The 26,525-nt window shown below is 45.7% G+C and carries 18 protein-coding genes and 2 tRNA genes; 9 read left to right on the forward strand and 11 right to left on the reverse strand.

The window, feature by feature from the left end:
• Positions 1 to 241: 241 nt before the first annotated feature.
• A tRNA-Leu gene (locus J5I83_RS11525) sits at positions 242 to 326 on the reverse strand.
• A gap of 67 nt (positions 327 to 393) precedes the next feature.
• On the opposite strand from J5I83_RS11525, the gene rnr reads away from it, so the two are divergent.
• The 4 genes from rnr (at position 394) to J5I83_RS11545 (ending at position 5,025) form a co-directional block, all read left to right on the forward strand.
• The gene (gene rnr / locus J5I83_RS11530) at positions 394 to 2,571 is read left to right on the forward strand and encodes a ribonuclease R (protein WP_304056184.1); all 2,178 of its coding nucleotides are present in this window, start codon (positions 394 to 396) and stop codon (positions 2,569 to 2,571) included.
• A 152-nt stretch (positions 2,572 to 2,723) separates the two neighbouring features.
• Complete coding sequence (rlmB, locus tag J5I83_RS11535; protein WP_304056185.1) at positions 2,724 to 3,467, forward strand: 23S rRNA (guanosine(2251)-2'-O)-methyltransferase RlmB; 744 nt, start codon at positions 2,724 to 2,726, stop codon at positions 3,465 to 3,467.
• Between the two features lie 218 nt (positions 3,468 to 3,685).
• Positions 3,686 to 4,408 carry a hypothetical protein gene (locus tag J5I83_RS11540; protein WP_304056188.1) on the forward strand — a complete coding sequence of 241 codons (723 nt, stop codon included), beginning with the start codon at positions 3,686 to 3,688 and terminating at the stop codon, positions 4,406 to 4,408.
• A 71-nt stretch (positions 4,409 to 4,479) separates the two neighbouring features.
• Positions 4,480 to 5,025, forward strand: a complete 546-nt coding sequence (locus J5I83_RS11545; protein ID WP_304056190.1) for a septation protein A — start codon at positions 4,480 to 4,482, stop codon at positions 5,023 to 5,025.
• A gap of 275 nt (positions 5,026 to 5,300) precedes the next feature.
• Here J5I83_RS11545 and J5I83_RS11550 read toward each other — a convergent pair.
• Positions 5,301 to 5,377 (reverse strand) — tRNA-Val (locus J5I83_RS11550).
• Positions 5,378 to 5,620: 243 nt separating this feature from the next.
• Between J5I83_RS11550 and J5I83_RS11555 the strand changes: the two genes are divergently transcribed.
• A complete protein-coding gene (locus J5I83_RS11555; RefSeq protein WP_304056191.1) occupies positions 5,621 to 6,598 on the forward strand; it encodes a hydrolase in 978 nt (325 codons plus the stop codon).
• A 37-nt stretch (positions 6,599 to 6,635) separates the two neighbouring features.
• On the opposite strand, the gene yegQ is transcribed toward J5I83_RS11555, so the two are convergent.
• Positions 6,636 to 7,991, reverse strand: coding sequence for a tRNA 5-hydroxyuridine modification protein YegQ (gene yegQ, locus J5I83_RS11560; protein ID WP_304056192.1), 1,356 nt, complete (start codon positions 7,989 to 7,991; stop codon positions 6,636 to 6,638).
• A gap of 132 nt (positions 7,992 to 8,123) precedes the next feature.
• Between yegQ and dnaE the strand changes: the two genes are divergently transcribed.
• Positions 8,124 to 11,669, forward strand: a complete 3,546-nt coding sequence (gene dnaE, locus J5I83_RS11565) for a DNA polymerase III subunit alpha (RefSeq protein WP_304056194.1) — start codon at positions 8,124 to 8,126, stop codon at positions 11,667 to 11,669.
• 18 nt (positions 11,670 to 11,687) lie between these two features.
• Here dnaE and odhB read toward each other — a convergent pair whose 3' ends face one another.
• The 8 genes from odhB to J5I83_RS11605 form a co-directional block, all read right to left on the reverse strand.
• Positions 11,688 to 12,941, reverse strand: coding sequence for a 2-oxoglutarate dehydrogenase complex dihydrolipoyllysine-residue succinyltransferase (gene odhB / locus J5I83_RS11570; protein ID WP_304056195.1), 1,254 nt, complete (start codon positions 12,939 to 12,941; stop codon positions 11,688 to 11,690).
• A 12-nt stretch (positions 12,942 to 12,953) separates the two neighbouring features.
• Positions 12,954 to 15,782, reverse strand: a complete 2,829-nt coding sequence (locus J5I83_RS11575; RefSeq protein ID WP_304056196.1) for a 2-oxoglutarate dehydrogenase E1 component — start codon at positions 15,780 to 15,782, stop codon at positions 12,954 to 12,956.
• 168 nt (positions 15,783 to 15,950) lie between these two features.
• Positions 15,951 to 17,252 carry a citrate synthase gene (gene gltA / locus J5I83_RS11580; protein ID WP_304056197.1) on the reverse strand — a complete coding sequence of 434 codons (1,302 nt, stop codon included), beginning with the start codon at positions 17,250 to 17,252 and terminating at the stop codon, positions 15,951 to 15,953.
• Positions 17,253 to 17,311: 59 nt separating this feature from the next.
• The gene (locus J5I83_RS11585; protein ID WP_304056199.1) at positions 17,312 to 17,545 is read right to left on the reverse strand and encodes a succinate dehydrogenase assembly factor 2; all 234 of its coding nucleotides are present in this window, start codon (positions 17,543 to 17,545) and stop codon (positions 17,312 to 17,314) included.
• Positions 17,542 to 18,237 carry a succinate dehydrogenase iron-sulfur subunit gene (locus J5I83_RS11590; protein WP_304056200.1) on the reverse strand — a complete coding sequence of 232 codons (696 nt, stop codon included), beginning with the start codon at positions 18,235 to 18,237 and terminating at the stop codon, positions 17,542 to 17,544. Before J5I83_RS11590 ends, J5I83_RS11585 begins: the two co-directional genes overlap by 4 nt.
• 116 nt (positions 18,238 to 18,353) lie before the next feature.
• The gene (thrC, locus tag J5I83_RS11595) at positions 18,354 to 19,769 is read right to left on the reverse strand and encodes a threonine synthase (protein WP_304056203.1); all 1,416 of its coding nucleotides are present in this window, start codon (positions 19,767 to 19,769) and stop codon (positions 18,354 to 18,356) included.
• 125 nt (positions 19,770 to 19,894) lie between these two features.
• Positions 19,895 to 21,208, reverse strand: coding sequence for a homoserine dehydrogenase (locus J5I83_RS11600; protein WP_304056205.1), 1,314 nt, complete (start codon positions 21,206 to 21,208; stop codon positions 19,895 to 19,897).
• Between the two features lie 100 nt (positions 21,209 to 21,308).
• Positions 21,309 to 22,544 carry a pyridoxal phosphate-dependent aminotransferase gene (locus J5I83_RS11605; protein WP_304056207.1) on the reverse strand — a complete coding sequence of 412 codons (1,236 nt, stop codon included), beginning with the start codon at positions 22,542 to 22,544 and terminating at the stop codon, positions 21,309 to 21,311.
• Between the two features lie 237 nt (positions 22,545 to 22,781).
• Between J5I83_RS11605 and J5I83_RS11610 the strand changes: the two genes are divergently transcribed.
• The 3 genes from J5I83_RS11610 to J5I83_RS11620 all read left to right on the forward strand — a co-directional run.
• Positions 22,782 to 23,150 (forward strand): Mth938-like domain-containing protein, encoded by a 369-nt coding sequence (locus J5I83_RS11610; RefSeq protein WP_304056210.1) that lies wholly within the window; start codon positions 22,782 to 22,784, stop codon positions 23,148 to 23,150.
• A 181-nt stretch (positions 23,151 to 23,331) separates the two neighbouring features.
• Positions 23,332 to 23,904, forward strand: coding sequence for a BREX-3 system P-loop-containing protein BrxF (gene brxF, locus J5I83_RS11615; protein WP_304056212.1), 573 nt, complete (start codon positions 23,332 to 23,334; stop codon positions 23,902 to 23,904).
• A gap of 18 nt (positions 23,905 to 23,922) precedes the next feature.
• On the forward strand, positions 23,923 to 26,525 hold a 2,603-nt coding region (locus J5I83_RS11620; protein ID WP_304056214.1), incomplete at its 3' end, for a DUF6079 family protein.

The following is a 26,525-nucleotide window of genomic DNA, read 5'->3' on the forward strand; positions in this document are numbered from 1 at the left end:
GCAAACCACACAAATTATTTGATGGAAGAGAACCAAACTGCTCGATTTTGGCTTTATTAGTACACTGCCTTTTGAAACTGCTGATCCAAGATGGTCATTGAGGCAGTTTTTCAGGATCGACTAATTAACTGCTTAAATATTAAGCAAAATGTACTTGGGAAATTTATGGTCTAGTACGCGTTGATATAGAAATCTTCTGAAAAATTATTGCTATATCATACATCATGTTATGATGGCAATTTGGTGCCCAGAAGAGGACTCGAACCTCCACACCCGAAGGCACATGGACCTGAACCATGCGCGTCTACCAATTCCGCCATCTGGGCAAAATCTATATCCTGATTTTCAGTTTTGATACTCGAAGAACCCGTGATTCTATAGGAAATCATTGTTTTGTCAACCAATAAAAAAAGTAAAAAGTATCAGCTGCGTAAACTTGATCCATTTATTGCACGTGAAAGTGAGCGATATGGTACTGCTTTGCCAAGCCGAGAATTCATACTAAAAATTCTTGAAGAGCAAGGCATACCTGTAAGTGAAAAAATCTTACGAAAATTATTGTCGATAACTGCTAAAGAAACTGAGTTTTTCAATCGCAGATTATCTGCAATGATCCGTGCAGGTCAGATCATGCGTAATCGCAAAGGGGACATTTGTGTTATCGAGAAACTCGAACTGATTAGAGGAAAGGTGCAGGGTCATAGTGATGGTTATGGTTTCTTAATTGCTGATGATGGTAGTCCTGATTTATATCTCGGTCCCAAAGAAATGCATATGGTGCTTGATGGCGATCGTGTTATCGCCCGTGAAATTGGGATGGATCGCCGCGGTCGTCGTGAATGTAAAATTGTTGAAGTACTGGAACGTGCCAATACCCAGTTAATTGGAAGATTTTATGCCGAACATGGTATTTTCTTCGTAATTGCTGAAAATAAGCGTATTAGCCAAGAGATTCTGATTCCTCGGGAAGCAACGATGAAAGCCAAGACCGGACAGGTTGTAATGGCCAAAATTATTCAGCAACCTGACGGTCATACTCAACCTATTGGTCATATTATTGAAATTCTAGGCGAGTACACCTCACCCGGCATGGAAATCGAGATCGCGTTGCGTAAACACGATTTGCCTTATGAGTTTTCATCAGAAGTAAAGAAAATCTCTGCCAAGTTTCCCAAAAAAGTGCTGAAGAAAGAACTCGCCAAGCGAAAAGATATTCGTCATTTACCCCTAGTTACAATTGATGGCGAAACAGCACGCGATTTTGATGATGCAGTTTACTGTGAACGTGACGGAAAAGACTATCGATTATATGTAGCTATCGCTGATGTCAGCCACTATGTTTATGACAACGATGCACTCGATAAAGAAGCTTTTGAGCGAGGCAATTCAGTGTACTTTCCGCGACGAGTCATACCGATGTTACCAGAAGTACTTTCTAATGGATTGTGCTCACTTAATCCGTTAGCCGATCGTCTATGCATGGTGTGTGAAATACAATTAGCTATCAATGGCGAATTTCTAGACTATCAATTTTATCCGGCAGTCATGCATTCTCATGCTCGACTGACATATAGTGAAGTTGCATCGATGGTGGAAAATCCCAAAGAAATCAATACGAAGCAATATGCTGAGTTACTTCCGCACATCCAGCTACTCTATAAGGTATACAAAGGTTTACACAAAGCTCGCAAAAAACGTGGTGCCATTGATTTTGACACAATTGAAACGCAAATGATCTTTAATAATCAAGGCAAGATTGAGCAGATACTCCCACTACAACGCAACATTGCGCACTGTCTGATAGAAGAATGCATGCTAGCAGCTAATGTGTGTGCTTCAGATTTTTTACAGAAACATAGGCAACCAGTGTTATATCGTATTCATGAAGGTCCGACATCGGAAAAACTAGAGTCACTGCGCGATTTTCTTAAGGAATTTGGTTTGCAACTGAGCGGAGGCAGCCAGCCACATGCGAAAGATTATGCTAAGACTTTAACTAAAATTAATGACAGATCTGATGCGCAATTATTACAAACTGTCATGCTAAGATCGTTACGGCAGGCGATATACAGTCCTGAGAATATCGGCCACTTTGGATTGGCTTATGAAGCGTATACTCATTTTACTTCACCAATTCGGCGTTATCCTGATTTATTGGTGCATCGCGCTATCAAAGCAGTGCTAAATGGAAATATCTATTCTCCGTCTGGCAAAGATTGGCACGAGCTAGGCAAGCATTGTTCAATGACGGAGCGACGTGCCGATGAGGCAACACGTGATGTTGAGTCATGGCTTAAGTGTTTCTATATACAGGATAAAATAGGCGAATGCTTTGATGGTGTTATCAGTGGGGTTACCGCGTTTGGATTGTTTGTGGCATTGGATCAAATTTATGTGGAAGGGTTAGTCCATATTTCAGAGCTACCTACCGATTATTTCCATTTTGATAGCACTAAACATATGTTGTATGGTGAGCGGAGTGGGAAAAAATACCGTTTGGGCGATCGTCTACAAGTCAAACTTGTACGAGTTGACCTGCAGACTCGCAAAATAGACTTTGTTCTTGCTTAAGAGTTTGGGAAAAATCGTAGATATATGTTCCTGATAATCAGGGGCATGACGACTGTAGATTTCACAGACTTCTAAATAGAAGCATAAGATCCTTTTAATTCATTAACTTGACTTGTATATAATTTTTACAATAATCTTAGTTATCTAACGACATGTCTCAAATGCGGTATATTTTTGGGTTTCATGCGATTATGAGCTGTTTGCGACAAAACCCGGGCAGTATTCAAGAAATTTATTTAGACTCGGCTCGGCATGATCAACGCGCGCGTGATCTATTCAAATTTGCTGAAATCAAAAATATTCGTTTGATACCTTGCGATAATGCGCGGCTTGCCAGAATGGCAGGTACAGTTCATCACCAAGGTGTAGTGGCGAATATTACTTTAATTCAACGTCATATAACTATTGAAGATGTTCTGGAGACGCTGCATGAACCTGCTTTACTCCTGATACTGGATGGTATCAAGGATCCTCACAATTTGGGAGCATGCCTGCGTGTTGCTGATGCATTGGGTGTTCATGCTGTCATCGCGCCCAAGGATCGCTCGGTAGGGCTGACAGCCACAGTGCATAAGGTTGCTAGCGGCGCTGCCGACACTGTTCCTTTTGTCACTGTCACTAACTTAGCTAGAACCTTGCGTGAACTTAAGCAGCAAAGTATCTGGATTATTGGTACTGCAGCTGATGCTACCCATAGTCTTGAAACTATAACACTTGATGGTCCTGTTGCTTGGGTATTGGGTGCAGAGCATGAAGGTATGCGCCGCTTGACAAGAGAAACTTGTGATCAGTTGGTGCGCATTCCGATGGTCGGCAGTGTTGAAAGCTTGAATGTATCGGTGAGTGCAGGAATCTGCTTATTCGAGACCTACCGACAGCGGGTGAGGAAGGGCTGATTGCGAGGAAAATGTGAGTATCCTTGATAGTTTTCTTGTGGACGGTATTTAATCATAAGGCTGCTTCTCCTGATGAATTTCACACATATGGTTGAATAAGTAATTAACTGGCTAGTTAAGCTGAAACAATCTACTATGACAAGATAAAAGTAATTGTTTGCGGTAATTAACATAAATCTCGATAAAAATTAATTGCATCCGTTTTGCGAAAAGTTTTGATGAAAAAATGTAATTTTCTCACGATCAGTCCTTTTCTTTTGTTATGGGTTCTGATTCTGATCTCTGAATCGGTTTTCGCAAGCTTGCTAATTATTGATACGAAAGGTTATGTTTCTGGGCGATTGAGTAAAGTAAGTCTTGAAAGAACTTTTAGCAGCGCCTTTACTGGTGAAGTATTACTTGGCCATGACAGCGTCACTTTTATCAGTTTTGGCAATCAGCCTCCTGATTTAGTTTCTAACCCATGGCAGTTTTGTTTTGAAAAAGACCGTTATGAAGAGATTGAAAATCTTATCGGCAGTAATGTAGTGCTTGAATTCAAAGCACCCAAAAAAAATGCGCTACTTTCTTGTTCTGCAGCTAACGAATTAGTGGCAGTTTACCCAGTAATTGAAAACCAGGCATTGGAACAAACGCATTTAATTGGCGATATCAATACGACTGATCCCGAAATTTCCCGTGGTATTGAGTTTGGTAGAATAGTTAATGTAATCGAAAATAAAAATTTACTTAGAAGTTATTTCATGACAATACAAATTGGCAGTGGTGGAAGTAAATTTCGTCATTTTGTTATGGATGATCCAGAATTATTTGATTTTGCTATCAGAAGTCTGAGAATAGCGGCAATGGTAAAAATACACTATAGTGAACGATTCTCAGTGAGAAATCTTTTTGGATTGAGCTCTATGTCATTTGTTTCAGAAATAGAAATTGTTGACTAGAGGTTGAGTTCTTAAAGGCACTATAAATATCACGATAATTATTTTATCAAAGACGTTACTAGCATTATTTTATGAAGTTTCTTTTTGATCTCTTTCCGGTAATCCTGTTTTTTATTACTTTTAAGGTTCATGGCATTTACGCTGCAACTGCGGTAGCCATTGCTGCCACTTTTGCACAAATCGGATGGGTATGGCTCCGTTACCATAAAGTCGATACCATGCTGTGGATGAGCCTCGTGATTATTGCCATCTTCGGCAGTGCAACCCTGATCCTGCAAGATGAGACTTTCATCAAATGGAAACCGTCAGTACTTTACTGGCTGTTTGCCATCGCGTTGTTTCTAGCGCATGTGATTTTTAAGAAGAATTTGATTCGTACCATGATGAGAGAGCAGATCAAATTACCCGAACAGATATGGAATCGCCTCAATACCAGCTGGGCAGCTTTTTTTGCATCAATGGGTGCTGCCAATCTCCACGTGGCTTACAATTACTCTACTGAAACCTGGGTCAATTTCAAGCTATTCGGGTTTATGGGTCTGATGCTGGCTTTTGTTGTTCTGCAAGGATTGTTGTTGGCAAAATATGTAGAGGGGAACGAGGATAAGGAAACATAATACTGTATGTGGTGATAGTGAAGATTGCAACATGGCACAGTCTGCAGAAATTCGCGTGACGTTCGATATAATTTATTATTTTAATTCTGGCGGTAGTATCAAGAAAGAGGTTGAAAGGAGCGCGTTATAGAAACACCACAAGGATTTAGCAAGCAGCTTTTGTGGTTTTTTTATTGGGAAAATGTTAAAAAATAGAATATTCTGCTGGATTTGAATTCACGGAAAAATAAAACGGCAAATAACAGATTCTGCAATTTGCCGTTTTATTTGGATTCTGGTAGGCACGATTGGACTCGAACCAACGACCCCCACCATGTCAAGGTGATGCTCTAACCAGCTGAGCTACGCGCCTAGAATTGAAGAATTCTAACTGAAATACCGCATGGGTTCAAACATAAGTTTAAAATAATGGATTGTTTCGTCATATTGAAGGTTATAAATTATTTTGGTCAGTATGATCAGAAATATATAATTCTGGATTATTTATATTCTTTCATAGCTTAATTATCCACCTTTTACCTGTTGATTATGTTTGTATGTTTGAAAACCTACTGCTGAATGGACATGATATTGATTTACGAATATCCGAAACTGAATGAACTCTAAATTTAATTATATTGCTCCCAAATGGTTGCCAGGTGGGAATGCACAGACCATTTATCCTTATTTTCTAAATCCCTCGCCCCAAGTGACCTTTCAACGTGAGCGCTGGGAGCTTGATGATGGTGATTTTGTCGATGTCGATTGGCTTGAAGGTCCGTTGGATAAACCATTAGTAGTCATGTTCCATGGGCTTGAAGGTAGTTCACGCAGTCATTATGCACTCAGTATCATGAATCAGTTGCGAGAACAGAATTGGCGTGGGGCAGTTATTCATTTCCGTGGCTGCTCTGGGCAACCTAATCGTTTGCCGCGTGCTTATCATGCGGGTGATTCAATGGAAATAGATTGGATGCTGCACCGAGTAGCGCATCAATATGAATTGCAGAAATCAGGCATGCCGTTTTATGTGATCGGTATTTCACTCGGAGGGAATGCTTTATTAAAATGGCTGGGCGAACAAGGTGAGCAAGCAAGCAAATTGATTACAGCTGCTGCTGCTGTTTCTGCTCCACTTGACTTGGCTGCTGCTGGGAAGACGCTTGATTCTTCAGGTTTTAACCAGTTCTATACCCGTCATTTTCTGAGTTCTTTAAAGCGTAAAGCATTAGAAAAACATAAACACTTTCCAGGTTTACTCAATGTGCAGGCGGTTGCTGCTTCTGTCACACTATATGAATTCGATAACCACGTCACAGCGCCATTACATGGCTTTCGTAATACGGATGAGTATTGGAGTAAATGCAGCAGTAAGCCTTGGCTTCAGCATATCCAGACTCCCACGCTGGTTATCAATGCGCGCAATGATCCATTCATGCCGGCTCATGTATTGCCGGTACGGGAAAAGGTCTCCTCCATGGTAAGGCTTGAGTTCCCTGAGCAAGGTGGACATGTCGGATTCATGCAGGGAACTTTCCCAGGTCAGCTTAGCTGGCTTCCTCAACGTATCTTCAGTTTTTTTAAGTCGGTGTGAGCATTTGTAATTGTTTTCTCTAGAAGATTTTTTTGTATCAAGATAAAAATCTAGCTACAAAGGCTTTCTCGATATTTCCTTTTAGAGGAATTCTAACGCGGTGACCACTACCCGGTGCGACATGAATTGTCATACCATCAAGGTTCTGCATGTGTTCAAGTTCAATCACTTGATTACCAGAGGGGTGGATAATTTCCAAACGGTCACCAATTTCAAAGCGATTCTTTACCAGAACTTCAGCCATGCCACTGATTTCATCGATAGCCGTTATATCTCCCACATACTGACTGCGATTTGATTCCGAATGGCCGCGCAGATAATTTTGGGTTTCGTTGCTGTGATGACGCTGATAAAAACCATCCGTATAGCCACGATTGGCTAGTCCTTCCAATTGACCAAGCAGTGTAGGATCGAAAGGGCGATTTGCCACCGCATCATCAATCGCTCTGCGGTAGACTTGGGCAGTGCGCGCTACATAATAGGCTGATTTAGTTCGTCCTTCGATCTTGAGAGAATCTATACCTATTTTGACGAGCCGCTCGATATGTTCTATCGCGCGCAGATCTTTGGAATTCATGATATACGTACCATGTTCATCTTCCATGATGGGCATCAGCTGACCTGGGCGTTCTCCTTCCTCAATCAGATAAACATGATCTGCTGCAGGGTGCCGTTTGATCGCATCATTTGTAGTAGATTGTTGCAATAATGCTTGGTTAAAGTCGAAGTCAATTTTCTGTAAAGGTTGGATGTCACCGCTTGCATTTTCCTCGGCTGATCTGACTTTATAGTCCCATCGGCAGGAATTGGTGCAGGTACCCTGATTGGGATCACGGTGATTAAAATAACCCGATAACAGGCACCGTCCTGAGTAGGCGATGCATAAGGCACCGTGAACAAATACTTCAAGTTCCATATCTGGGCAAAGTTGACGAATCTCCGCAATTTCGTCTAGTGAGAGCTCACGTGATAAAATGACACGTGTTAATCCAATTTTCTGCCAGAATTTCACCGCTGCGTAATTGACAGTATTGGCTTGAACAGAAAGATGAATAGGAATATCTGGCCATTTTTCTCTAACCAGCATGATGAGTCCCGCATCCGCCATAATCAACGCATCAGGTTTGAGCTCAATCACTGGCGCCATATCAGCCATATAGGTTTTTACCTTAGCGTTATGAGGCATCAGGTTGCTTGTGACGAAGAATTTCTTGTTTAGTGCATGTGCTTCTCTAATACCTGTGCGTAATTGCTCCAGAGAAAACTCATTGTTGCGGGCACGTAGAGAATATCGTGGTTGACCAGCGTAAATTGCGTCGGCACCATAAGCATAAGCAATACGCATTTTTTCTAGTGAGCCGGCGGGGAGTAAAAGTTCAGGAGTGTTTAGCATAGTGTAAAATGAAAAATAATGTTTGATTGATGTGTCGTTGTGCGCATATGCCAGCAACGCCGATTAATAGTTGAAAATTCCCAAGTGTAATCGAAGGGAATGATCGAATAGCTCGTTTCTGATTGTAGCACCATGCTGACTGACCTTGCCTTTATCCATCTGCGACTGCATAGCGAGTATTCCGTCGCCGATAGCATTATTCGTCTTGATGAAGCCTTGGAGAAAGCGGTGATAGATGGCATGCCAGCATTGGCATTGACAGATCTCGCTAATCTGTTTGGTTTGATCAAATTCTATCAAAGCGCTTGTAAAAAAGGTATCAAACCCATTGTTGGGTGCGATATCTGGATCAGCAATGAAACAAACCGTGATAAGCCATTTCGTGTCTTATTGTTATGTCAATCCTATGCTGGTTATTTATTATTGTGCCGTTTGTTGTCGCGAGCATACCGGGAGAATTTATACCGTGGCCGGGCTGAATTCAAGAAATCCTGGTTTCATCCTCTTGAAGGAGGTACGGATGGTTTGATTCTGTTGTCAGGCGCCCATCTTGGTGAAATAGGATGGCATCTGCTGCAAAATAACTGGAGTGCTGCGGAAGCGCTGGCTCAAGAATGGGCTGATTTATTCCCGGGACGATTTTATATCGAATTGCAGCGCAGCGGATATGCAAATGAGGAAAACTGTGTGTGCAATTCTCTACAGCTAGCTTCCAAACTACAATTACCAGTCGTGGCAACTCACCCTGTGCAATTTTTGGAACTTGAGGACTATAAAGCACATGAGGCTAGGGTATGTATTGCCGAAGGGTATGTGCTGGGTGATCGTCGGCGCCCTCGTCATTTTACCGAGCAGCAATATTTTAAAACGCAGGCAGAAATGCGAGCGCTTTTTGCGGATATCCCGGCCGCACTTGCCAACAGTGTGGAAATTGCCAAACGTTGCACCGTCGTGTTCGAGCTAGGCGTTAATTGCTTGCCGTTATTCCCCACGCCAGGTGCGGTTAGTATTGAACAATACTTATGTGAGCAGGCAGAGATTGGACTGGAGAAGCGCATGCGTGTGCTGTTCCCGGATGCTGAGGTTTATGCTTCGCAGCTGCCAAAGTATCAGGCCAGATTGGATTTCGAGGTGAATACCATCAATCAGATGGGATTTGCAGGTTATTTCTTAATCGTTGCCGATTTTATCAATTGGGCCAAGCAAAATGATGTGCCGGTAGGGCCGGGGCGAGGGTCGGGTGCGGGTTCTCTGGTCGCATACTCACTGGGAATTACTGATCTTGATCCGATGCGCTACGATTTACTGTTTGAGCGTTTCTTGAATCCTGAGCGGGTATCCATGCCGGATTTCGATATCGATTTTTGTCAGGATAGACGTGAGCGCGTTATTGAATACGTGAAGCAGCGCTATGGTGCCGAGAGTGTCTCACAAATTGTAACCTTTGGCACAATGGCAGCAAAAGCTGTCGTGCGGGATGTCGGTCGTGTGCTGGACTTGCCGTATAACTTTGTCGATCAATTGGCCAAACTGGTGCCATTCGAGATTGGGATGACGCTGAAAAAGGCGCGCACCATTGAGCCGCAACTGGAGCAACGTGCACAAGAGGAAGAAGATGTACGTAATTTGCTGGAATTGGCTGAGCACTTGGAAGGACTAACGCGCAATGTCGGCATGCATGCAGGCGGCGTTTTAATTGCGCCTGGCAAGATTACCGATTTTTGCCCTGTATATTGTGCAGATTCAGCCGATTCGGTGGTCAGTCAACTGGATAAGGATGATGTCGAAAAAATCGGTTTGGTAAAGTTTGATTTTCTTGGATTGCGCACCCTGACTATTTTGGACAGGGCAGTTAATGATATCAGGCGGCGATACTCTGAAATAGGAACAAAGAATGCTGATGCTAGCTTACAGGCTGGACAGTTGGTGCCATCACTGAATCAACCTTTTTCACTTAATCATATCCCGTTAGACGATGCTGCGACCTATGCGTTAATGAGAAAAGGTAACGCAGTCGGCATTTTTCAGTTTGAATCACGCGGTATGAAGGATCTGCTGCAGAAAGCGAAACCTGACCGATTCGAAGATCTGATTGCCCTGGTAGCACTGTACCGGCCAGGTCCAATGGATCTGATTCCTGAATTCATAGAGCGTAAGCATGGTAAACGTGTCGAGTATTTAGATGCCCGTCTTGAGCCAATCTTGGGGCCAACCTATGGTGTAATGATTTATCAAGAGCAAGTGATGCAAATTGCTCAGGTGATTGGCGGCTATAGCCTCGGTGGCGCTGATTTACTGCGGCGGGCGATGGGTAAGAAAAAGGTAGAAGAAATGGCGCAGCAACGCGACATTTTTGTGGCTGGTGCAATCAGAAATGGTTTGACTGAGCAGAATGCGATTAGCCTGTTTGATTTGATGGAAAAATTTGCTGGCTATGGTTTCAACAAATCGCATGCAGCCGCTTATGCTTTAATTGCCTTCCAGACAGCGTACCTTAAAACACACTATCCAGCAGAGTTTATGGCCGCGTGTTTGTCGGCAGAAATGAATGATACTGATAAGATCAATGTATTTTACGAGGATTGCCAGACCAATCGGCTGACAATTCTACCGCCGGATATTAATTTATCCGAATATCATTTTGTCCCGGTAGATAAAAAGACCATTCGTTATGGTCTGGGAGCGGTGAAAGGTACAGGAGAGGGGGCTATCTCGGCTATTATCGAAGCGCGTAAGCAAGGTGGGTCATTTACTGATTTATTCGATTTTTGCTGCCGCGTTGACCGACGAGTGGTGAATCGCCGTGTGATAGAATCGCTTGTTCGGGTCGGTGCATTCGATGGTATTGATCGTAACCGTGCGGGTTTGTTAGCGTCAGTAGGTATCGCGATCGAATTTGCTGAGCAACGCAGCTTATCAATTCATCAGACTAGTTTATTTGGAGAAAATGAAGATTGCTTGCAACATCCAGCACTAATCAATGTGCTGCAATGGTCAGAGAAAGAAATCCTGCAGAATGAGAAGTTGGGATTGGGGTTTTATTTCAGTGGCCATCCTTTCTCAAGTCATGTGAAAGAGCTTGGTCAGTTCATCCAGACCAGGCTGGATCGACTTGGTTCACGCAAGGAATCACAGCTGATTGCCGGGATGATTCATTCCGTACGTACCCAGATGACACGACGCGGGAAGATGGCCATCATCGTACTGGATGATGGCCATGCCCGGGCAGAGATGGTAGTTTATAACGAATTGTTTCAGGCAAATACCGGCTGGTTAAAAGAAGACCATCTGGTGATAGCTGAAGTCATTATCAGCAACAGCATGGGAAACAATGGCGAGCTTCGTATCGTTGCTGACAAACTTCATGATCTGGCGAGTGCTCGCGCGTGCTATGCAAAAAAATTAAAGCTTTTGATTGACGAATCGATAGCCTCTGATCCAGGCAGTGCGACGAGACTCAAAGCGCTACTTGCACCTTACCAGTTTGATGAGATATCCCGAAGTAAAGGCGCAGAAAGTCACATTTATTCCTACTGCCCGGTGACGATCATTTACCGGAATCGGTATGCAAGCTGCGAAATAGAATTGAGTAATAGCTGGCGTGTTCATCTGGATGAAACCCTGGTTGAATCACTTTCCACCTTGTTTCAAGCAGAAAATGTTGAAATCATCTATTGAGTAGCTCGATTTGATTGCTCATTTTTCAAATAACGGACTAACTGGATATTCCAGCGCTTCTTTTATGGCGACGAGAGAGAGAACGGCTTCACGGCCATCAATGATGCGGTGATCATAAGAGAGTGCCAGATAATTGATAGGGCGTATGACGATTTGGCCATTCTCAACGACCGGCCGCTGCTTGGTTGCATGAATCCCTAGAATGGCACTTTGCGGCGGATTGATGATAGGGGTGGAAAGCATTGAACCAAAAATACCGCCATTAGTAATCGAAAAGGTGCCGCCGGTTAATTCCTCCATGGTTAATTTACCATTTTGGGCGCGCTGAGCGAAATCAGCGATCTGCTTTTCTATTTCTGCCTGTGATAATTGGTCAGCATCACGGATAATTGGTACGACCAGTCCACGTGGACTGGCAACAGCAATACCGATGTCGTAATAGCCATGATAAACAATGTCGTTGCCGTCTACCGAAGCATTGATAATGGGAAATTTTTTCAGTGCGGCAATCACCGCTTTGACAAAGAATGAAGTGATCCCGAGTTTAACGCCATGCTCTTTTTCAAATATGTCTTTGTAGCGCGTGCGCAAATCCATGATCGCCTGCATGTTGACTTCATTGAATGTTGTTAGGATAGCTGCTGTCGATTGGGATTGTACCAACCTTTCAGCAATACGCATGCGTAGTCTTGTCATGGGTACGCGTTGTTCAGGCCGGACATCGGGGGTTGTCATGCCGCGTAGCTCAGGCATTTCAATCCTTGTTTGAGAAGTGATAGTCTTGTTTTTGATATAAGCCAGTATATCTTCCTTAGTAATGCGGCCATCGCGTCCTGTTCCATTGATAGCATTGATTTCATCCGGGTTGAGATTGTTTTCTTCCGCAACCTTTTTAGCGGCCGGCATTAGCTGCTTGAGTGGCACCTGTTCAGTTTCTTTTAGTATGAATGTTTTCCCGCTTTCTACCGCCTCGGCTGGAATGGGTTTTGTTTCAGGAGTAGACTCGGTTGCAAAATGATCTTTAGCCTTATGAATTTCTGTTTCTAGCTTAGCGATTACTTCACCACCCCTTACTATAGCGCCATCAGTCTTAATGATTTCAGCCAAGACTCCATCTTGAGGGGCTGGTAGTTCAAGAACAACTTTATCCGTTTCAATATCAACCAGATTATCGCCGCGACTGATACGTTCACCCGGCTGCTTATGCCAGGAAATCAAAGTGGCTTCAGCAACTGATTCGGACAATTGAGGTACTTTGATTTCAATTAACATAATTTTTCCTTGTTAAATTTTATTCCGGAATGCTGCTTCTACTAGCTGATTCTGTTGGAATCGGTCCAACTCCAGATAGCCCACAGAAGGTGATGCTGATGATGGACGCAAAGCGTAACCAAGTACCTGTTCAGGGCGCTTATGCCTAAGGATATAGTGCTGAATGTGATGCCAGGCGCCTTGGTTGCCTGGTTCTTCCTGACACCAGATGATTTCCTTGGCATTACGGTATCGGTCTATTTCTGTCTGAAAATCTTGGTGTGGAAAGGGGTAGAGCTGCTCCAACCGGATGATGGCCATGTTGGTAATGCCTTGCTTGCGGCGATAGGCAAGTAGTTCGTAATATATTTTTCCGCTACAGACGATCAATCGTTTTATTTTGTCAACATCGAGAAGTTCTGTCTCTGCTATAACCGCTTGAAATTGACCATGAGCAAGATCTGCTAATGAAGATACCGCTTCCTTATGTCTTAGCATGCTTTTCGGCGTCATGATGATAAGTGGCTTGCGAATCGGACGGATCATTTGTCGTCGCAGCAAATGAAAGATCTGAGCAGGCGTGGAAGGAATACATACCTGGATATTATATTCTGCGCATAATTGCAAAAATCGCTCCAACCGGGCTGACGAATGTTCTGGCCCTTGTCCTTCATAACCATGCGGCAGCATCATGACTAACCCGCATAAGCGTCCCCATTTAGCTTCACCCGAAGTAATAAACTGGTCAATAACGACTTGCGCACCGTTGGCAAAGTCACCAAACTGCGCTTCCCAAATGACAAGCCCATTCGGCTGCGCCGTTGCATAGCCATACTCAAAACCTAAAACGGCTTCTTCTGAGAGCATCGAATCAATAATGGTGAAACCAGGTTGTTTGGTTGCAATATGACGCAAGGGTACATAGATGCCATTCTCCCATTGCTCATGTGCCCGTTTCTGATCATGCAATACTGCGTGGCGATGGAAGAATGTGCCACGTCCACTGTCTTGTCCGGAAAAGCGGACTGGATAGCCTTCTTTCAACAGCGAGGCATAAGCCAGATTTTCAGCCATTCCCCAATCGAGTGGCAAATTCCCTTTCCCCATTTCACGCCGATCGGCAATGATCTTTTCAACCCTGGGATGCAATTCAAAAGTTGCCGGAATGTCCGTTAGCCGCTCCGCAAAGTGCTTTAATTCCTCAAGGGGCACACCAGTTTTTACGGGTTGGTTCCATTTGCCAGAATTCAAAAAAGGCACCCAATTGGCTGAGTGTGGTGATTTATAGTCGTAGCGGATGGTTTTGTTGGGATTATGTCCTGCATCCATTGCATCATAATACGCTTTGATCATAGCCTCGGCTTCGGTTGCTTTAATGATCCCTGCTGCTTCCAGCTTATCCGCATAAAGCTTGCGTGTCCCCGGATGTTTATTGATGATGCGGTACATTGAGGGCTGGGTGACCATCGGCTCATCTTGCTCATTGTGACCTAGCTTACGAAAACAGACCAAATCGATGACTACATCCTTGTGAAATTGCATACGGAAGTCCAGGGCCATCTCTGTTACCATGACAACAGCATCAGGGTCATCACCATTGACATGGAAAATAGGGGCTTCGATCATTTTTGCCACATCGGTACAATAAAGAGTGGAGCGGCTGTCACGCGGATCGGAGGTAGTAAAGCCGATCTGATTATTAATGATGATATGGACGGTGCCCCCTGTGCCATAACCACGCGTCTGCGACAAATTCAATGTTTCCATCACCACGCCCTGTCCTGAGAAGGCGGCGTCACCATGCAGCAGAACTGGTATGACTAACTCGCCTTTTTTATCCTGTAAGCGGTGCTGGCGGGCAAGAACAGAGCCTTCCACCACAGGATTAACGATTTCAAGATGTGACGGATTGAACGCTAGCGCAAGGTGGACGGTGTTTCCCGGTGTCATGACAGCAGAAGAAAAGCCTTGGTGATATTTGACATCACCAGCAGTCAGCGTCTGCACTTTCTTCCCTTCAAATTCAAGAAATAAGTCCGAGGGCATTTTACCTAGCGTGTTGACGAGTACATTTAGTCTGCCGCGATGTGCCATGCCAATAACGATTTCTTGCACACCTATTTCTCCAGCATGCTGCAGCAATTTATCCAGCAAAGGAATCAAACTTTCGTTTCCCTCACCGGAAAAGCGCTTTTGCCCGACATAACGGGCATGAAGGTATTTTTCCAGACTTTCTGCAGCAGTCAAGCGCTCCAGGATATGCCGTTTGTAATCAGCAGTAAGGCTAGGTTGGGAGCGTGGGCCTTCCAGGCGATTCTGTATCCAGCGCTTCTGCTTTAAATCATTGATGTACATATATTCTGCGCCAATCGTGCCGCAGTATGTTTGCTGGAGTATTTGTAAGATTTCCCGCAATGTGGCATGCTCTTGGCCTACCAATGAGCCGGTATTAAAAACGGTATCCATATCGGCTTCATTTAATTCATAAAAAGCCGGGTTAAGCTCTGGAACCTCGGGTACTTGTTGACGGCTCAGTGGGTCAAGTTGAGCCAGGCGTACACCGAGAAAACGGTACATGTTGATAAGCTGCAAAACAGCTATTTGTTTGCGTTCCCTAGACTCATCCCAAGCTGACGGAGGAATACCCTTTTGGGGTTGGGCAAGCTGCATGAATGATTCAATGATAGGGGTATGAGGGATGTCTCGGGCGGTTATCGTCAGTGTCTGTTGCAGAGAATCAAAATAATTACGCCATTCAGGCGATATTGAGTCCGGATTCTGCAGGTACTTTTCATAGAGATCTTCGATGAAAGGAGCATTGGCGCCAAATAACATTGAGTTCTCAAAAGATTGTTTCATCATGACCGGACTCATTTAATTTAAAAAGATGCTTACACATTAGAATTGGAAGTGCTTGCGACACGATCCATATTATTTGCCGATCGGTCTATATTCTAATACTGTCAGCTCAATTTTATGATTTTTACATTTTGTACAATGGATTCATTTCCAGAAATTAAAGTAATCTTACTATTTACCATCTTCTTTCGATGGCACGTTTCTTTGTGAAGCCCCAATATAAAGTTGACGCGGACGTCCTATTTTTTGATCGGGGTCTGCGATCATTTCATTCCATTGCGCAACCCAGCCTACCGTCCGTGCCATCGCAAAAATTGCAGTAAACATGGAAGTCGGTATGCCCAAGGCGCGCTGGATGATGCCAGAGTAAAAATCGACATTAGGGTAAAGCTTTTTACTAATAAAGTAATCATCTTCCAATGCAACTCTCTCCAGCTCCAATGCGAGTTTGAAAAGACGGTTATTGTGGAGTCCCATTTCATCCAATACTTCGTGGCAGGTTTCACGCATGAGTTTTGCCCGCGGATCAAAATTTTTGTATACCCGATGACCGAATCCCATCAAGCGGAAAGGATCATTTTTGTCTTTTGCTCGTTTGATATATTCATTGATACGAGAGACATCGCCGATTTCTTCCAGCATATTAAGACAGGCTTCATTTGCACCACCGTGCGCAGGGCCCCATAAACAGGCAATACCTGCAGAAATACAGGCAAATGGGTTTGCGCCGCTAGAGCCTGCCAGACGAACAGTAGAGGTTGAAGCATTTTGCTCATGATCGGCATGGAGAATTAAAATGCGATCTAATGCTTTGACTATTACCGAGCTGGGAGCATAATTTTCGGCTGGGGTGGCAAACATCATGTGCAGAAAGTTTGCTGCATAGCTTAAATCGTTGCGTGGATAAATGAAGGGTTGTCCAATATTGTATTTATATGCTATTGCTGCAATGGTAGGCAGTTTGGCAATCAGTCGGAAGGCAGATTGCTCTCGATGAACTGCATCTGAAATATCCATTGCTTCATGATAAAACGCTGACAATGCGCCTACTACCCCTACCATGACCGCCATAGGGTGAGCATCTCTCCGGAATCCCGTATAAAATTTAACCAGTTGTTCATGCAGCATCGTATGGCTTTTGATAGCATGAACAAACTGTGTTTTTTGCTCATCAGAGGGTAATTCGCCATTCAATAGCAAATAACAGACTTCCATGAAATCACATTGCACTGCCAGTTGTTCAATAGGGTAACCACGATAAAGGAGGATACCCTTATCGCCATCGATAAAGGTGATGGCAGATTTAGTGCTGGCAGTGGAAAGAAAACCAGGGTCATAGGTGAACATACCACTTTTGGCATATAGCGGACGAATATCAATTGTATCTGGTCCCATACTTCCTGAAACAATCGGAAGTTCAATCGGTTCTCTATTCTCGCCAAGCAGCACAGTTGCTGTACGTTGTTCAGACATATCTATCTCCATGGTTAGAGGATCTACACGCATTTGTATATCAAGCAGCATGAGTTTGCTTAACTTTGTTGAAGAAGCTTTAACAATGGCTTCAAGTGCTCACTTTCTATTTCTTTTTTGGAAGAAATTATATCCCATAGCTCATTATCGGGGAGCGACAGCAACGTTTCAAACGTTTTTAACTGCGTTTCATCCAGCTGCGCATAGTATTTATCTAGAAAGCGCTGCAGTATGATATCCAATTCCAGCAAGCCCCGCCGGCAACGCCAACGGAGGCGTTCTTGCTGTTTCATACCGTTCTTTTTACCAGTAAGTTTTTTATTTTACTAATCGCATTCATAGGATGTAACCCTTTCGGACAAACATCAACACAGTTCATGATGGAGTGGCAGCGAAAAAGGCGATAGGGATCTTCTAAATGATCCAGCCGCTCAGCGCTTGCCTGATCGCGGCTGTCAGCCAGGAAACGGTAAGCCTGCAGCAAACCGGCAGGGCCGATATATTTGTCAGGATTCCACCAGAATGAGGGGCATGCTGTGGAACAGCAGGCGCACAGGATACATTCATAAATCCCATCCAGTTCGGCCCTTTCTGCAGGGGATTGCAGCCGCTCGGTTTCTGGGGGGGGATCATTGTTGATCAAATAAGGCTTGATCGAATGGTATTGCTTGAAAAATTGTGTCATATCCACGATCAAGTCGCGAATAATCGGCAGACCGGGCAAAGGACGGATTTCTACTGGTTCTTTCAGACTGACAAGAGGCGTGATGCAGGCCAACCCATTACGGCCATTGATGTTCATTGCATCGGAACCACATACGCCTTCCCGGCAAGAGCGGCGCAAGCTGAGACTGTCATCCATTGACTTGATGCGGATCAAGGCATCCAGTAACATCTTGTCAGTTGACTCTAGTTCAATGTCGTAATCCTGCATGTACGGTTTATCGTCCTTGTCAGGATCATAGCGGCTAATTGAGAATCGCATGATTGAAGCTCCTCTGTTTCTTAACAGTTAATATCCACTGATGAAAGTAGCAGATGCAGAGCAATGACAACTATCGAAGCAGTTTAAAGAATCGATATTTAGAGTGATCCTGATGATTAAATCTGCCCAATCTTCTGGGAGATAAATGCCTTGATTGCATCCACATCTTTATCCATGACCTCAAAGTGCTGAGGGAGGTCTTCCAGATTTTCTAAACCTGCAGGCCGGGGTGGTTCAAATCCTACAGCTTCCTTGATACTTTCGGCAAATTTAGCCGGTAGTGCGGTTTCCAGGCAAATGAGCGGAATACCCGGCTCGCGATATTCAAGTCCAACTTTTACTCCATCTGCGGTATGGGTGTCAATTAAAACATTGTATTCATGATAGAGCTTGCGGATGGTATCAATACGTGCGGCATGATGACTGGTTCCCGATACAAAGCCAAAATCCTTTGCTTTGACCCACAAAGCTGTACCAAATAAATCAAAGGCATTTCCTTTATCGATAGATTGCCACAATTCCTTAATTCGCATGGCATTGCGCTCTGTCAGATCAAAGATAAATCTCTCAAAGTTTGACGCCTTGGAGATATCCATCGAAGGACTACTCGTGTGGTGTGTTTCAGAGGTAGTGCGCGGCCGATACAGACCCGTCCGAAAAAACTCATCCAGTACGTCATTTTCATTGGTTGCCAGAATGAGCTGTTTGATCGGCAGGCCCATCATGCGTGCTACATGGCCTGCGAAAATGTTACCAAAATTTCCTGATGGTACAGAAAAGGATACTTGTTCATCATTGGACTGGGTAACGGCAAAATATCCTTTGAAATAATAAACAATCTGGGCGGCGATACGCGCCCAGTTGATCGAATTGACCGTACCGATATGGTATTTTTGCTTGAATGTGTGATCATTGCTGACTGCTTTGACAATATCCTGACAATCGTCAAAGACACCGCGAACGGCAATATTGAAAATATTTTCATCTGGCAAGGAAAACATTTGCGCAGTCTGGAAGCGACTCATTTTGCCAAGTGGAGACAGCATGAATACGCGAATACCATGTTTACCGCGCATGGCATACTCAGCACTTGAGCCGGTATCACCGGAGGTTGCGCCAAGTATGTTCAGTTTGTCTTCCGTCTTGGTCAGGGTATATTCAAACAGATTTCCCAATAGCTGCATGGCGATATCCTTGAATGCCAGGGTTGGTCCATTCGACAAGCACAAAATGTGCAAACCAGGTTCAAGGGTTTTAATCGGGGTAATGTCTGCGCTGCCAAATGCTTCGGTTGTATAGGTGTGCGCAATTATGCTGCGTAAATCATCTGCGGGAATGTCATCCATGAAGCGGGAGAGTATTTCAAATGCTAGTGCCTGATAATCAAGCTGGCGCCAGCTTTCAAGCTCAGACGGACTAATTCTTGGGTAAACTTCAGGTACCGCAAGCCCGCCATCCGGAGCCAGGCCACTCAGTAATATTTCAGTAAAAGTTCTTGGCGACATACCGCCACGAGTTGAGATATAACGCATAGTGTTTTGATTGAAATAAGAGAGAGGGGAAGAAATAAGCTTTTACTCTAAGCCGCCCTGGAAAAAGATGCGGCGGAAATTGAGTAAGTGCATGTCCATTGAGTCAGCTCAAATTTGTAGCATGCTTATTTGCGTAACTCTTCCAGACGAATACGAACTACCTTTCCTGCCATGGCAGGTAATTTCTCAATTTTATCGATTGCTCTATTGATATTCTTTTCTATCGTGGTATGAGTCAGCATGATGATATTGACTTTATCTTCTTCCTCAGCGTGTTCTTTCTGCACCATGGCACTGATCGAAATATCTGAATCAGCCAGAATGCGTGTAATATCAGCCAAAACGCCAGGTTTATCCATCACCTGCAAGCGAAGATAGTATGCTGTTTCCACGTTCTCCATCGGAACGATCGGCGTATCTGACAATAACTCTGGCAAAAATGCGAGATAAGGTACGCGATGCTCAGGGTTAGCATTGAGCAGCCGTACTACGTCAATCAAGTCAGCAATGACCGAGCTGGCCGTTGGTTCTGCTCCCGCACCTGCGCCATAGTAAAGAGTAGGGCCGACGGCATCGCCTTTGACAACCACCGCGTTCATTACACCTTCTACATTGGCAATCAGTCTTTTAACAGGGATGAGCGTAGGATGAACACGTAATTCGATGCCTTGTGCCACCCGCTTGGTAATGCCAAGCAGTTTAATGCGATAGCCCAGTTCTTCGGCATAGCGGATATCATCATTACTGAGCTGGGTAATACCTTCAACATAGGCCTTGTCATATCTGACCGGAATGCCAAAAGCGATCGCTGCCATGATGCTTATTTTATGTGCCGCATCGATTCCTTCAATATCGTAGGTCGGGTCTGCTTCAGCATAGCCGAGTTTTTGCGCATGCGCCAAGACGGTATCAAAAGACAGCCCCTTCTCGCGCATTTCCGACAAAATAAAATTACTGGTGCCATTGATAATCCCGGCGATCCATTCTATGCGATTGGCTGCCAATCCTTCCCGCAACGCTTTGATAATGGGAATGCCGCCAGCAACTGCAGCTTCAAAGGCAACGATTACACCTTTTTGCTGAGCGGCTGCAAAAATCTCACCGCCGTATGATGCCAGTAACGCTTTATTGGCAGTAATCACATGTTTGCCGTTGGCAATTGCCTGTAGTATCAATTCTTTGGCAACAGTCAATCCACCAATCAATTCGATGACGATATCGATATCTGGATTTGATACGACTTCGAACGCGTCAGCGGTCACAATGGTATCGTTATCAGCCAAGCGGTGTGCTTTTTCAATATCGCGCTCAGCAATGATACGGATCGCAATATTGCGGCCGACACGACGAGCAATTTCTTCCTGGTTACGTTTCAGGACGGTATAAGTACCACTACCAACAGTACCGATTCCTAATAAACCAACATTAATGGGTTTCATGTTGTAATTTTTAAAATAAGCAAAAAATGTTAAAAAATAAATAAATTACAGATTTCTCATGGCTTCTGGTCAGGATAGTCAATGCTATCTGCCGTGGGATTTACATAGAGTATGTGCCATGACGCTTGCGATAGCGCTCCAAGTAGCGACCGATGCGACCGATTGCTTCGGTCAGATCATCACTATTGGGTAAAAATACCACCCGAAAATGATCATGATATGGCCAATTAAAACCAGTTCCTTGTACCACTAGCACTTTCTCTTCCAGTAACATATCCAGCACGAATTGCTCATCATCCTGGATAGGATAAAATTTCGGGTCCAGGCGCGGGAATAGATACAATGCAGATTGCGGTCGATAACAGGTAACCCCCGGAATATCACTTAACAGCTTCCAGGCAAGATCGCGTTGCCGCTTGAGCCGTCCCGTTGGCATCGTAAGGTCAAAAATACTCTGGTAACCTCCTAATGCAGTCTGGATACCGAATTGGGCGGGTACATTGGCGCATAGGCGCATCGAAGCCAGCATATTTAAACCTGCAATATAATCATGCGCGTGCTGTTTATTGCCTGATACCACTGCCCAACCAGAACGAAATCCGGCTGCCCGGTAATTCTTCGACAGGCCATTGAATGTCACAAACAATACATCATCAGCCAGTGAAGCGGCTGAGGTATGCGTTGCCTGATCGTAAAGTATTTTGTCGTAGATCTCGTCTGCATAAATGATTAGATGATGCTGGCGGGCAATTTCTATAATCTCAAGCAATAAGTCGGCCGAATACAATGCACCCGTTGGATTATTAGGATTGATGATGACGATAGCGCGCGTCTTAGGCGTAATTTTAGCACGAATATCATCTAAATCTGGTAACCAATCAGACTGCTCATCGCAGATATAATGGCGCGCAACCCCGCCTGCCAATGACACGGCTGCTGTCCACAAGGGATAATCGGGTGCAGGAATGAGCACCTCATCGTTGTTTTCCAGCAGTGCCTGCATGGCAAGCATGATCAGCTCGGAAACGCCATTGCCAATATAAATGTCATCCATTTGCACATTAGGAATACGTTTTTCCTGAGTGTAATGCATGATGGCCTTGCGCGCAGCGAATAGACCTTTTGAATCACAATAGCCAGAAGCAGCAGACAGATTGCGGATCACATCCTGTAAGATTTCCTCAGGCGCTTCAAAGCCGAAGGATGCAGGATTGCCGATATTAAGTTTGATGATGTGATGACCTTCTTCTTCCATTTGCCTGGCCTGGTCAAGAACAGGACCTCGGATATCGTAACAGACGTTAGCAAGCTTGCTGGATTTCGTGATGGGTTGCATGATGAATATGAAAAACTACCGTATGGTGAATAGATGATTAAAAATAAAGGGAATACAATGTTACCTGACCTATGTTTTTTTGCAAAAAAGTGAAGGAAAAAAACAGTTTAAATTATTTTGTTTATAAATTTGTTGCACAACCTGTTTTATAACGCGATAGACTGAAAAATTAATCTTTAAATATATTCTATATGTAAAGAATAGGGGGGTATTGATGAATATGCAGGAGGTTTTACATTGAAGTTGCATCTTTCAGAGCATGAAGGGTTAAATATTTTCTCGGGGTATGGAGAAGGTTATGTCGCCATCAATCTGGTGCGTTATGAGCATAATCTGATCGTGCTGCCAGACCATATCATCGAAAATTGGCAGGTCGAAGGCGTAGCGCAATTGAAGGTGGCACATTTTGAGTGCTTACGTTCGTTTGAGCCAGAGATCATTCTGCTTGGAACGGGAACAGCACTGCGCTTTCCTGATCCTCAATTAATGAAAGCAATGATCAAATTGGGAATCGGCTTGGAAGTGATGGATACCCAGGCTACCTGTCGAACCTATAACATCTTATCAGCAGAAGGACGGCGTGTTGCAGCGGCTTTAATTATTTAGCTTGAATGCAAGGGGCTAATGTAAAATCGAATGGGCTCTGTTTTTTCATGGCACAAACTAAAAATGCAAGTAGCGAGTCAATCAAGCTTGAGCTGATTTTTCTTTCATAAAAAATTCTCCATAACTTAATCAGAGTCATATTCTAACCATCACACCTTTTTTTATTTGATGCTCAAACAAAATGAAGTTGACGAATGGCTCCGCTTTGGCGATGCAGCGGATAAACCGGATACTGAACATCGAGCATCAAGAGGCAACTATGGCCGGACCGATACACGACAAGATAAAACGATCCCTCCAGGCAGCCGAAGGTCTGTATCACCGCCTGGTACTGCTGGTGGGTCAGACCGGCTCCGGCAAGACCGGCGTTCTTCGGGATTTGGCTGATGGGTTTGGGACATCCGTCATCAACGTCAATCTAGCGCTTTCAAGCAAACTGCTGGAGCTGACCGCGAAACAGCGGTCACTGCGGCTGCCGGAAATTCTTGACCAGATCGCAGACAAAGCTCAAGCACCGGTGGTACTGGATAATATCGAGATCCTTTTCGATAAGGACCTCAAGCAGGACCCCTTGCGGTTACTGCAGGGCATTTCGAGAAATCGGGTCGTAGTAGCTTCGTGGAACGGAACCATCACCTCCGAGAGGCTTTTGTACGCCGAAACCGGCCATCCCGAGTACCGCAGCTATGAATCGGTCGATGCACTGATCGTAGGCATGGATGGCACGGCCACGATCAATTCGGCAAAAAAATAATAGAGAGGCAGGACAAGCATGCAATACGGAGACCTTATCCAATTTGATCCAATTGAGTCGGTCGTTCAATTGCGTGACGCGGACAAATCAAGCGCTGCACATCACCTGGTGAACACCTATGTCATTTCTGATGAAATGGCGGAACGGCTCACGCAGCTTGTCATCCCTCAGATGCAGTTTGATCAGCCGGTCGATAACAAGGGCCTGCTGGTCGTCGGTAACTACGGTACCGGTAAGTCGCACTTGATGTCGGTGGTCTCCAGCCTTGCCGCAGACGCCTCCCTGCTGGAAGGGCTGAAGAACGACGGTGTCCGCGACGTAGCCAGGCAAATCACCGGTCGGTTCAAGGTTATCCGTACCGAAATCGGAGCCACCACCATGTCCCTGCGCGACATCCTGGTGGCCGAATTGGAAGAGCATCTCGAAAAACTCGGCGTGGAGTATGTGTTCCCCGAAGCCGGGACCATCACCAGCCACAAGCGGGCCTTCGAAGACATGATGGCCAAGTTCGGCGAGGTATTCCCCGGACACGGCCTGCTGCTGGTGGTCGACGAGTTGCTCGACTACCTGCGCACCCGCAAGGACCAGGAGCTGATTCTCGATCTCAACTTCCTCCGCGAGGTTGGCGAGGTCTGTAAGGACCTGCGCTTCCGCTTCATGGCCGGTGTCCAGGAAGCCATTTTCGACAGCCCGCGTTTCGCCTTTGTCGCCGACAGCATCCGCCGGGTGAAGGACCGCTTCGAACAGATCCTCATTGCCCGCAGCGACGTGAAATTCGTGGTGGCCGAGCGTCTGCTCAAGAAAACAGCCGAACAGCAGGCCAAGATCCGCGACTACCTGATGCCCTTTGCCAAATACTACGGCGGACTCAACGAGCGCATGGATGAGTTCGTCCGGCTTTTCCCGGTGCATCCCGATTACATCGACACCTTCGAACGGGTCACCGTGGTGGAAAAACGCGAGGTGCTCAAGACCTTGTCCATGGGCATGAAGGGTATCCTGGGCAAGGACGTGCCGCAGGACGAACCCGGTCTGATCGCCTTCGACAGCTACTGGAACACGCTCAAGCAGAACGCTTCGTTCCGCGCCATTCCCGAGATCCGGGCGGTCATCGATTGCAGTCAGGTGCTGGAATCCCGCATCGAGAACGCCATCACCCGCAAGCAATACAAGCCGATGGCGCTGCGCCTCATCCATGCACTGTCCGTCCACCGCCTCACCACCGGCGACATCTATGCCCCCATGGGCGCATCTGCCGAGGAACTACGCGACCGCCTCTGCCTGTTCGATCCACTGATCACCGAGCTCGGTAGCGATGAACCCGACAAGGACCTGCAGACCCATGTGGAAACGGTCCTACGCGAGATCCACAAAACGGTCAGCGGCCAGTTCATTTCCTTCAATGCCGACAACCGCCAGTTCTATCTCGATCTGAAAAAGACCGACGACTTCGACGCCCTGATCGACAAGCGGGCCGAAAGCCTGGGCCAGGCTCAGCTCGACCGTTTTTATTACGAAGCGCTCAAGCGGGTCATGGAATGTCAGGACGCCACCTATGTGACCGGTTATAAGATCTGGCAGCACGAGCTGGTCTGGCAGGAGCACAAGGCCGCCCGCACCGGCTACCTTTTTTTTGGCGCTCCCAACGAGCGTTCCACCGCCGTGCCGCAGCGGGACTTTTACCTCTACTTCATCCAGCCCAACGATCCGCCGCGCTTCAAGGATGACAAGGTGAGTGACGAGGTCTTCTTCCGTCTGAAAGGCACCGACGAGGAATTCCAGACCGCGCTGAAGAGCTACGCGGCTGCCCTGGACCTTGCAACCACCTCATCGGGCCACGCCAAGGCCACCTATGAATCGAAAGCCAACGGCTTCCTGAAGAAGTTGGTTCAATGGCTGCAGAAGCACATGAGTGACGCCTTCGAGGTTACCTACCAGGGCCGCGCCAAGTCCATGACCGAATGGGTCAAGGGTAAATCCATCCGTGATCTGTCGGGAGTCTCACCTCATGAAACCATCAACTTCCGTGATTTGGTCAACACCATCGCCGGTGTCTGCCTGGCCCCGAACTTCGAGAATCAGGCCCCAGACTATCCGTTCTTCTCGGTCCTGATTACCGGTAACAACCGCGCCCAGGCCGCGCAGGATGCCCTGCGGGCCATCGCCTGGCAGAACCGCACTAAGCAAGCAACCGCCGTGCTGGACGCCCTGGAGTTGCTCGACGGCGAGAAGATCGATCCCTACAAATCGAAGTACACCCAGTTCATCCTCGATGCCGTCAAGGCCAAGGGCCACGGCCAGGTAGTCAACCGCAGCGAGATAATCCAGGACGACCACGGGCTTGAATACATGAACCCGGGCGGTTCGCGTCTGGAGGCGGAATGGGTGAGTGTTCTGATTGCGGCGCTGGTCTACTCCGGCGACATCGTGCTCTCTATCCCGGGCAAGAAATACGACGCCACCGGGCTGCAGCAGCTTGCCGCGACCGGCATGGACGAGCTGGTCCGCTTCAAACATCTGGAGCAGCCCAAGGAATGGAACCTGCCCGCGCTCAAGGCGCTGTTCGAACTGCTCGGCATGACGCCGGGCATGGCCCAGCTCGTCACCCAGGGCAAGGACGA

The organism is Nitrosomonas communis (assembly GCF_024102715.1).
Lineage (GTDB): Bacteria > Pseudomonadota > Gammaproteobacteria > Burkholderiales > Nitrosomonadaceae > Nitrosomonas > Nitrosomonas communis_B.

Bases quoted from the DNA above. Each gene is read 5' to 3' on its own strand.
- rlmB (WP_304056185.1), top strand. From the start codon at position 2,724: ATGTCTCAAATGCGGTATATTTTTGGGTTTCATGCGATTATGAGCTGT.
- J5I83_RS11540 (WP_304056188.1), top strand. From the start codon at position 3,686: ATGAAAAAATGTAATTTTCTCACGATCAGTCCTTTTCTTTTGTTATGG.
- J5I83_RS11545 (WP_304056190.1), top strand. From the start codon at position 4,480: ATGAAGTTTCTTTTTGATCTCTTTCCGGTAATCCTGTTTTTTATTACT.
- J5I83_RS11555 (WP_304056191.1), top strand. From the start codon at position 5,621: ATGAACTCTAAATTTAATTATATTGCTCCCAAATGGTTGCCAGGTGGG.
- yegQ (WP_304056192.1), bottom strand. From the start codon at position 7,991: ATGCTAAACACTCCTGAACTTTTACTCCCCGCCGGCTCACTAGAAAAA.
- dnaE (WP_304056194.1), top strand. From the start codon at position 8,124: ATGCTGACTGACCTTGCCTTTATCCATCTGCGACTGCATAGCGAGTAT.
- odhB (WP_304056195.1), bottom strand. From the start codon at position 12,941: ATGTTAATTGAAATCAAAGTACCTCAATTGTCCGAATCAGTTGCTGAA.
- J5I83_RS11575 (WP_304056196.1), bottom strand. From the start codon at position 15,782: ATGATGAAACAATCTTTTGAGAACTCAATGTTATTTGGCGCCAATGCT.
- gltA (WP_304056197.1), bottom strand. From the start codon at position 17,252: ATGTCTGAACAACGTACAGCAACTGTGCTGCTTGGCGAGAATAGAGAA.
- J5I83_RS11585 (WP_304056199.1), bottom strand. From the start codon at position 17,545: ATGAAACAGCAAGAACGCCTCCGTTGGCGTTGCCGGCGGGGCTTGCTG.
- J5I83_RS11590 (WP_304056200.1), bottom strand. From the start codon at position 18,237: ATGCGATTCTCAATTAGCCGCTATGATCCTGACAAGGACGATAAACCG.
- thrC (WP_304056203.1), bottom strand. From the start codon at position 19,769: ATGCGTTATATCTCAACTCGTGGCGGTATGTCGCCAAGAACTTTTACT.
- J5I83_RS11600 (WP_304056205.1), bottom strand. From the start codon at position 21,208: ATGAAACCCATTAATGTTGGTTTATTAGGAATCGGTACTGTTGGTAGT.
- J5I83_RS11605 (WP_304056207.1), bottom strand. From the start codon at position 22,544: ATGCAACCCATCACGAAATCCAGCAAGCTTGCTAACGTCTGTTACGAT.
- brxF (WP_304056212.1), top strand. From the start codon at position 23,332: ATGAAGTTGACGAATGGCTCCGCTTTGGCGATGCAGCGGATAAACCGG.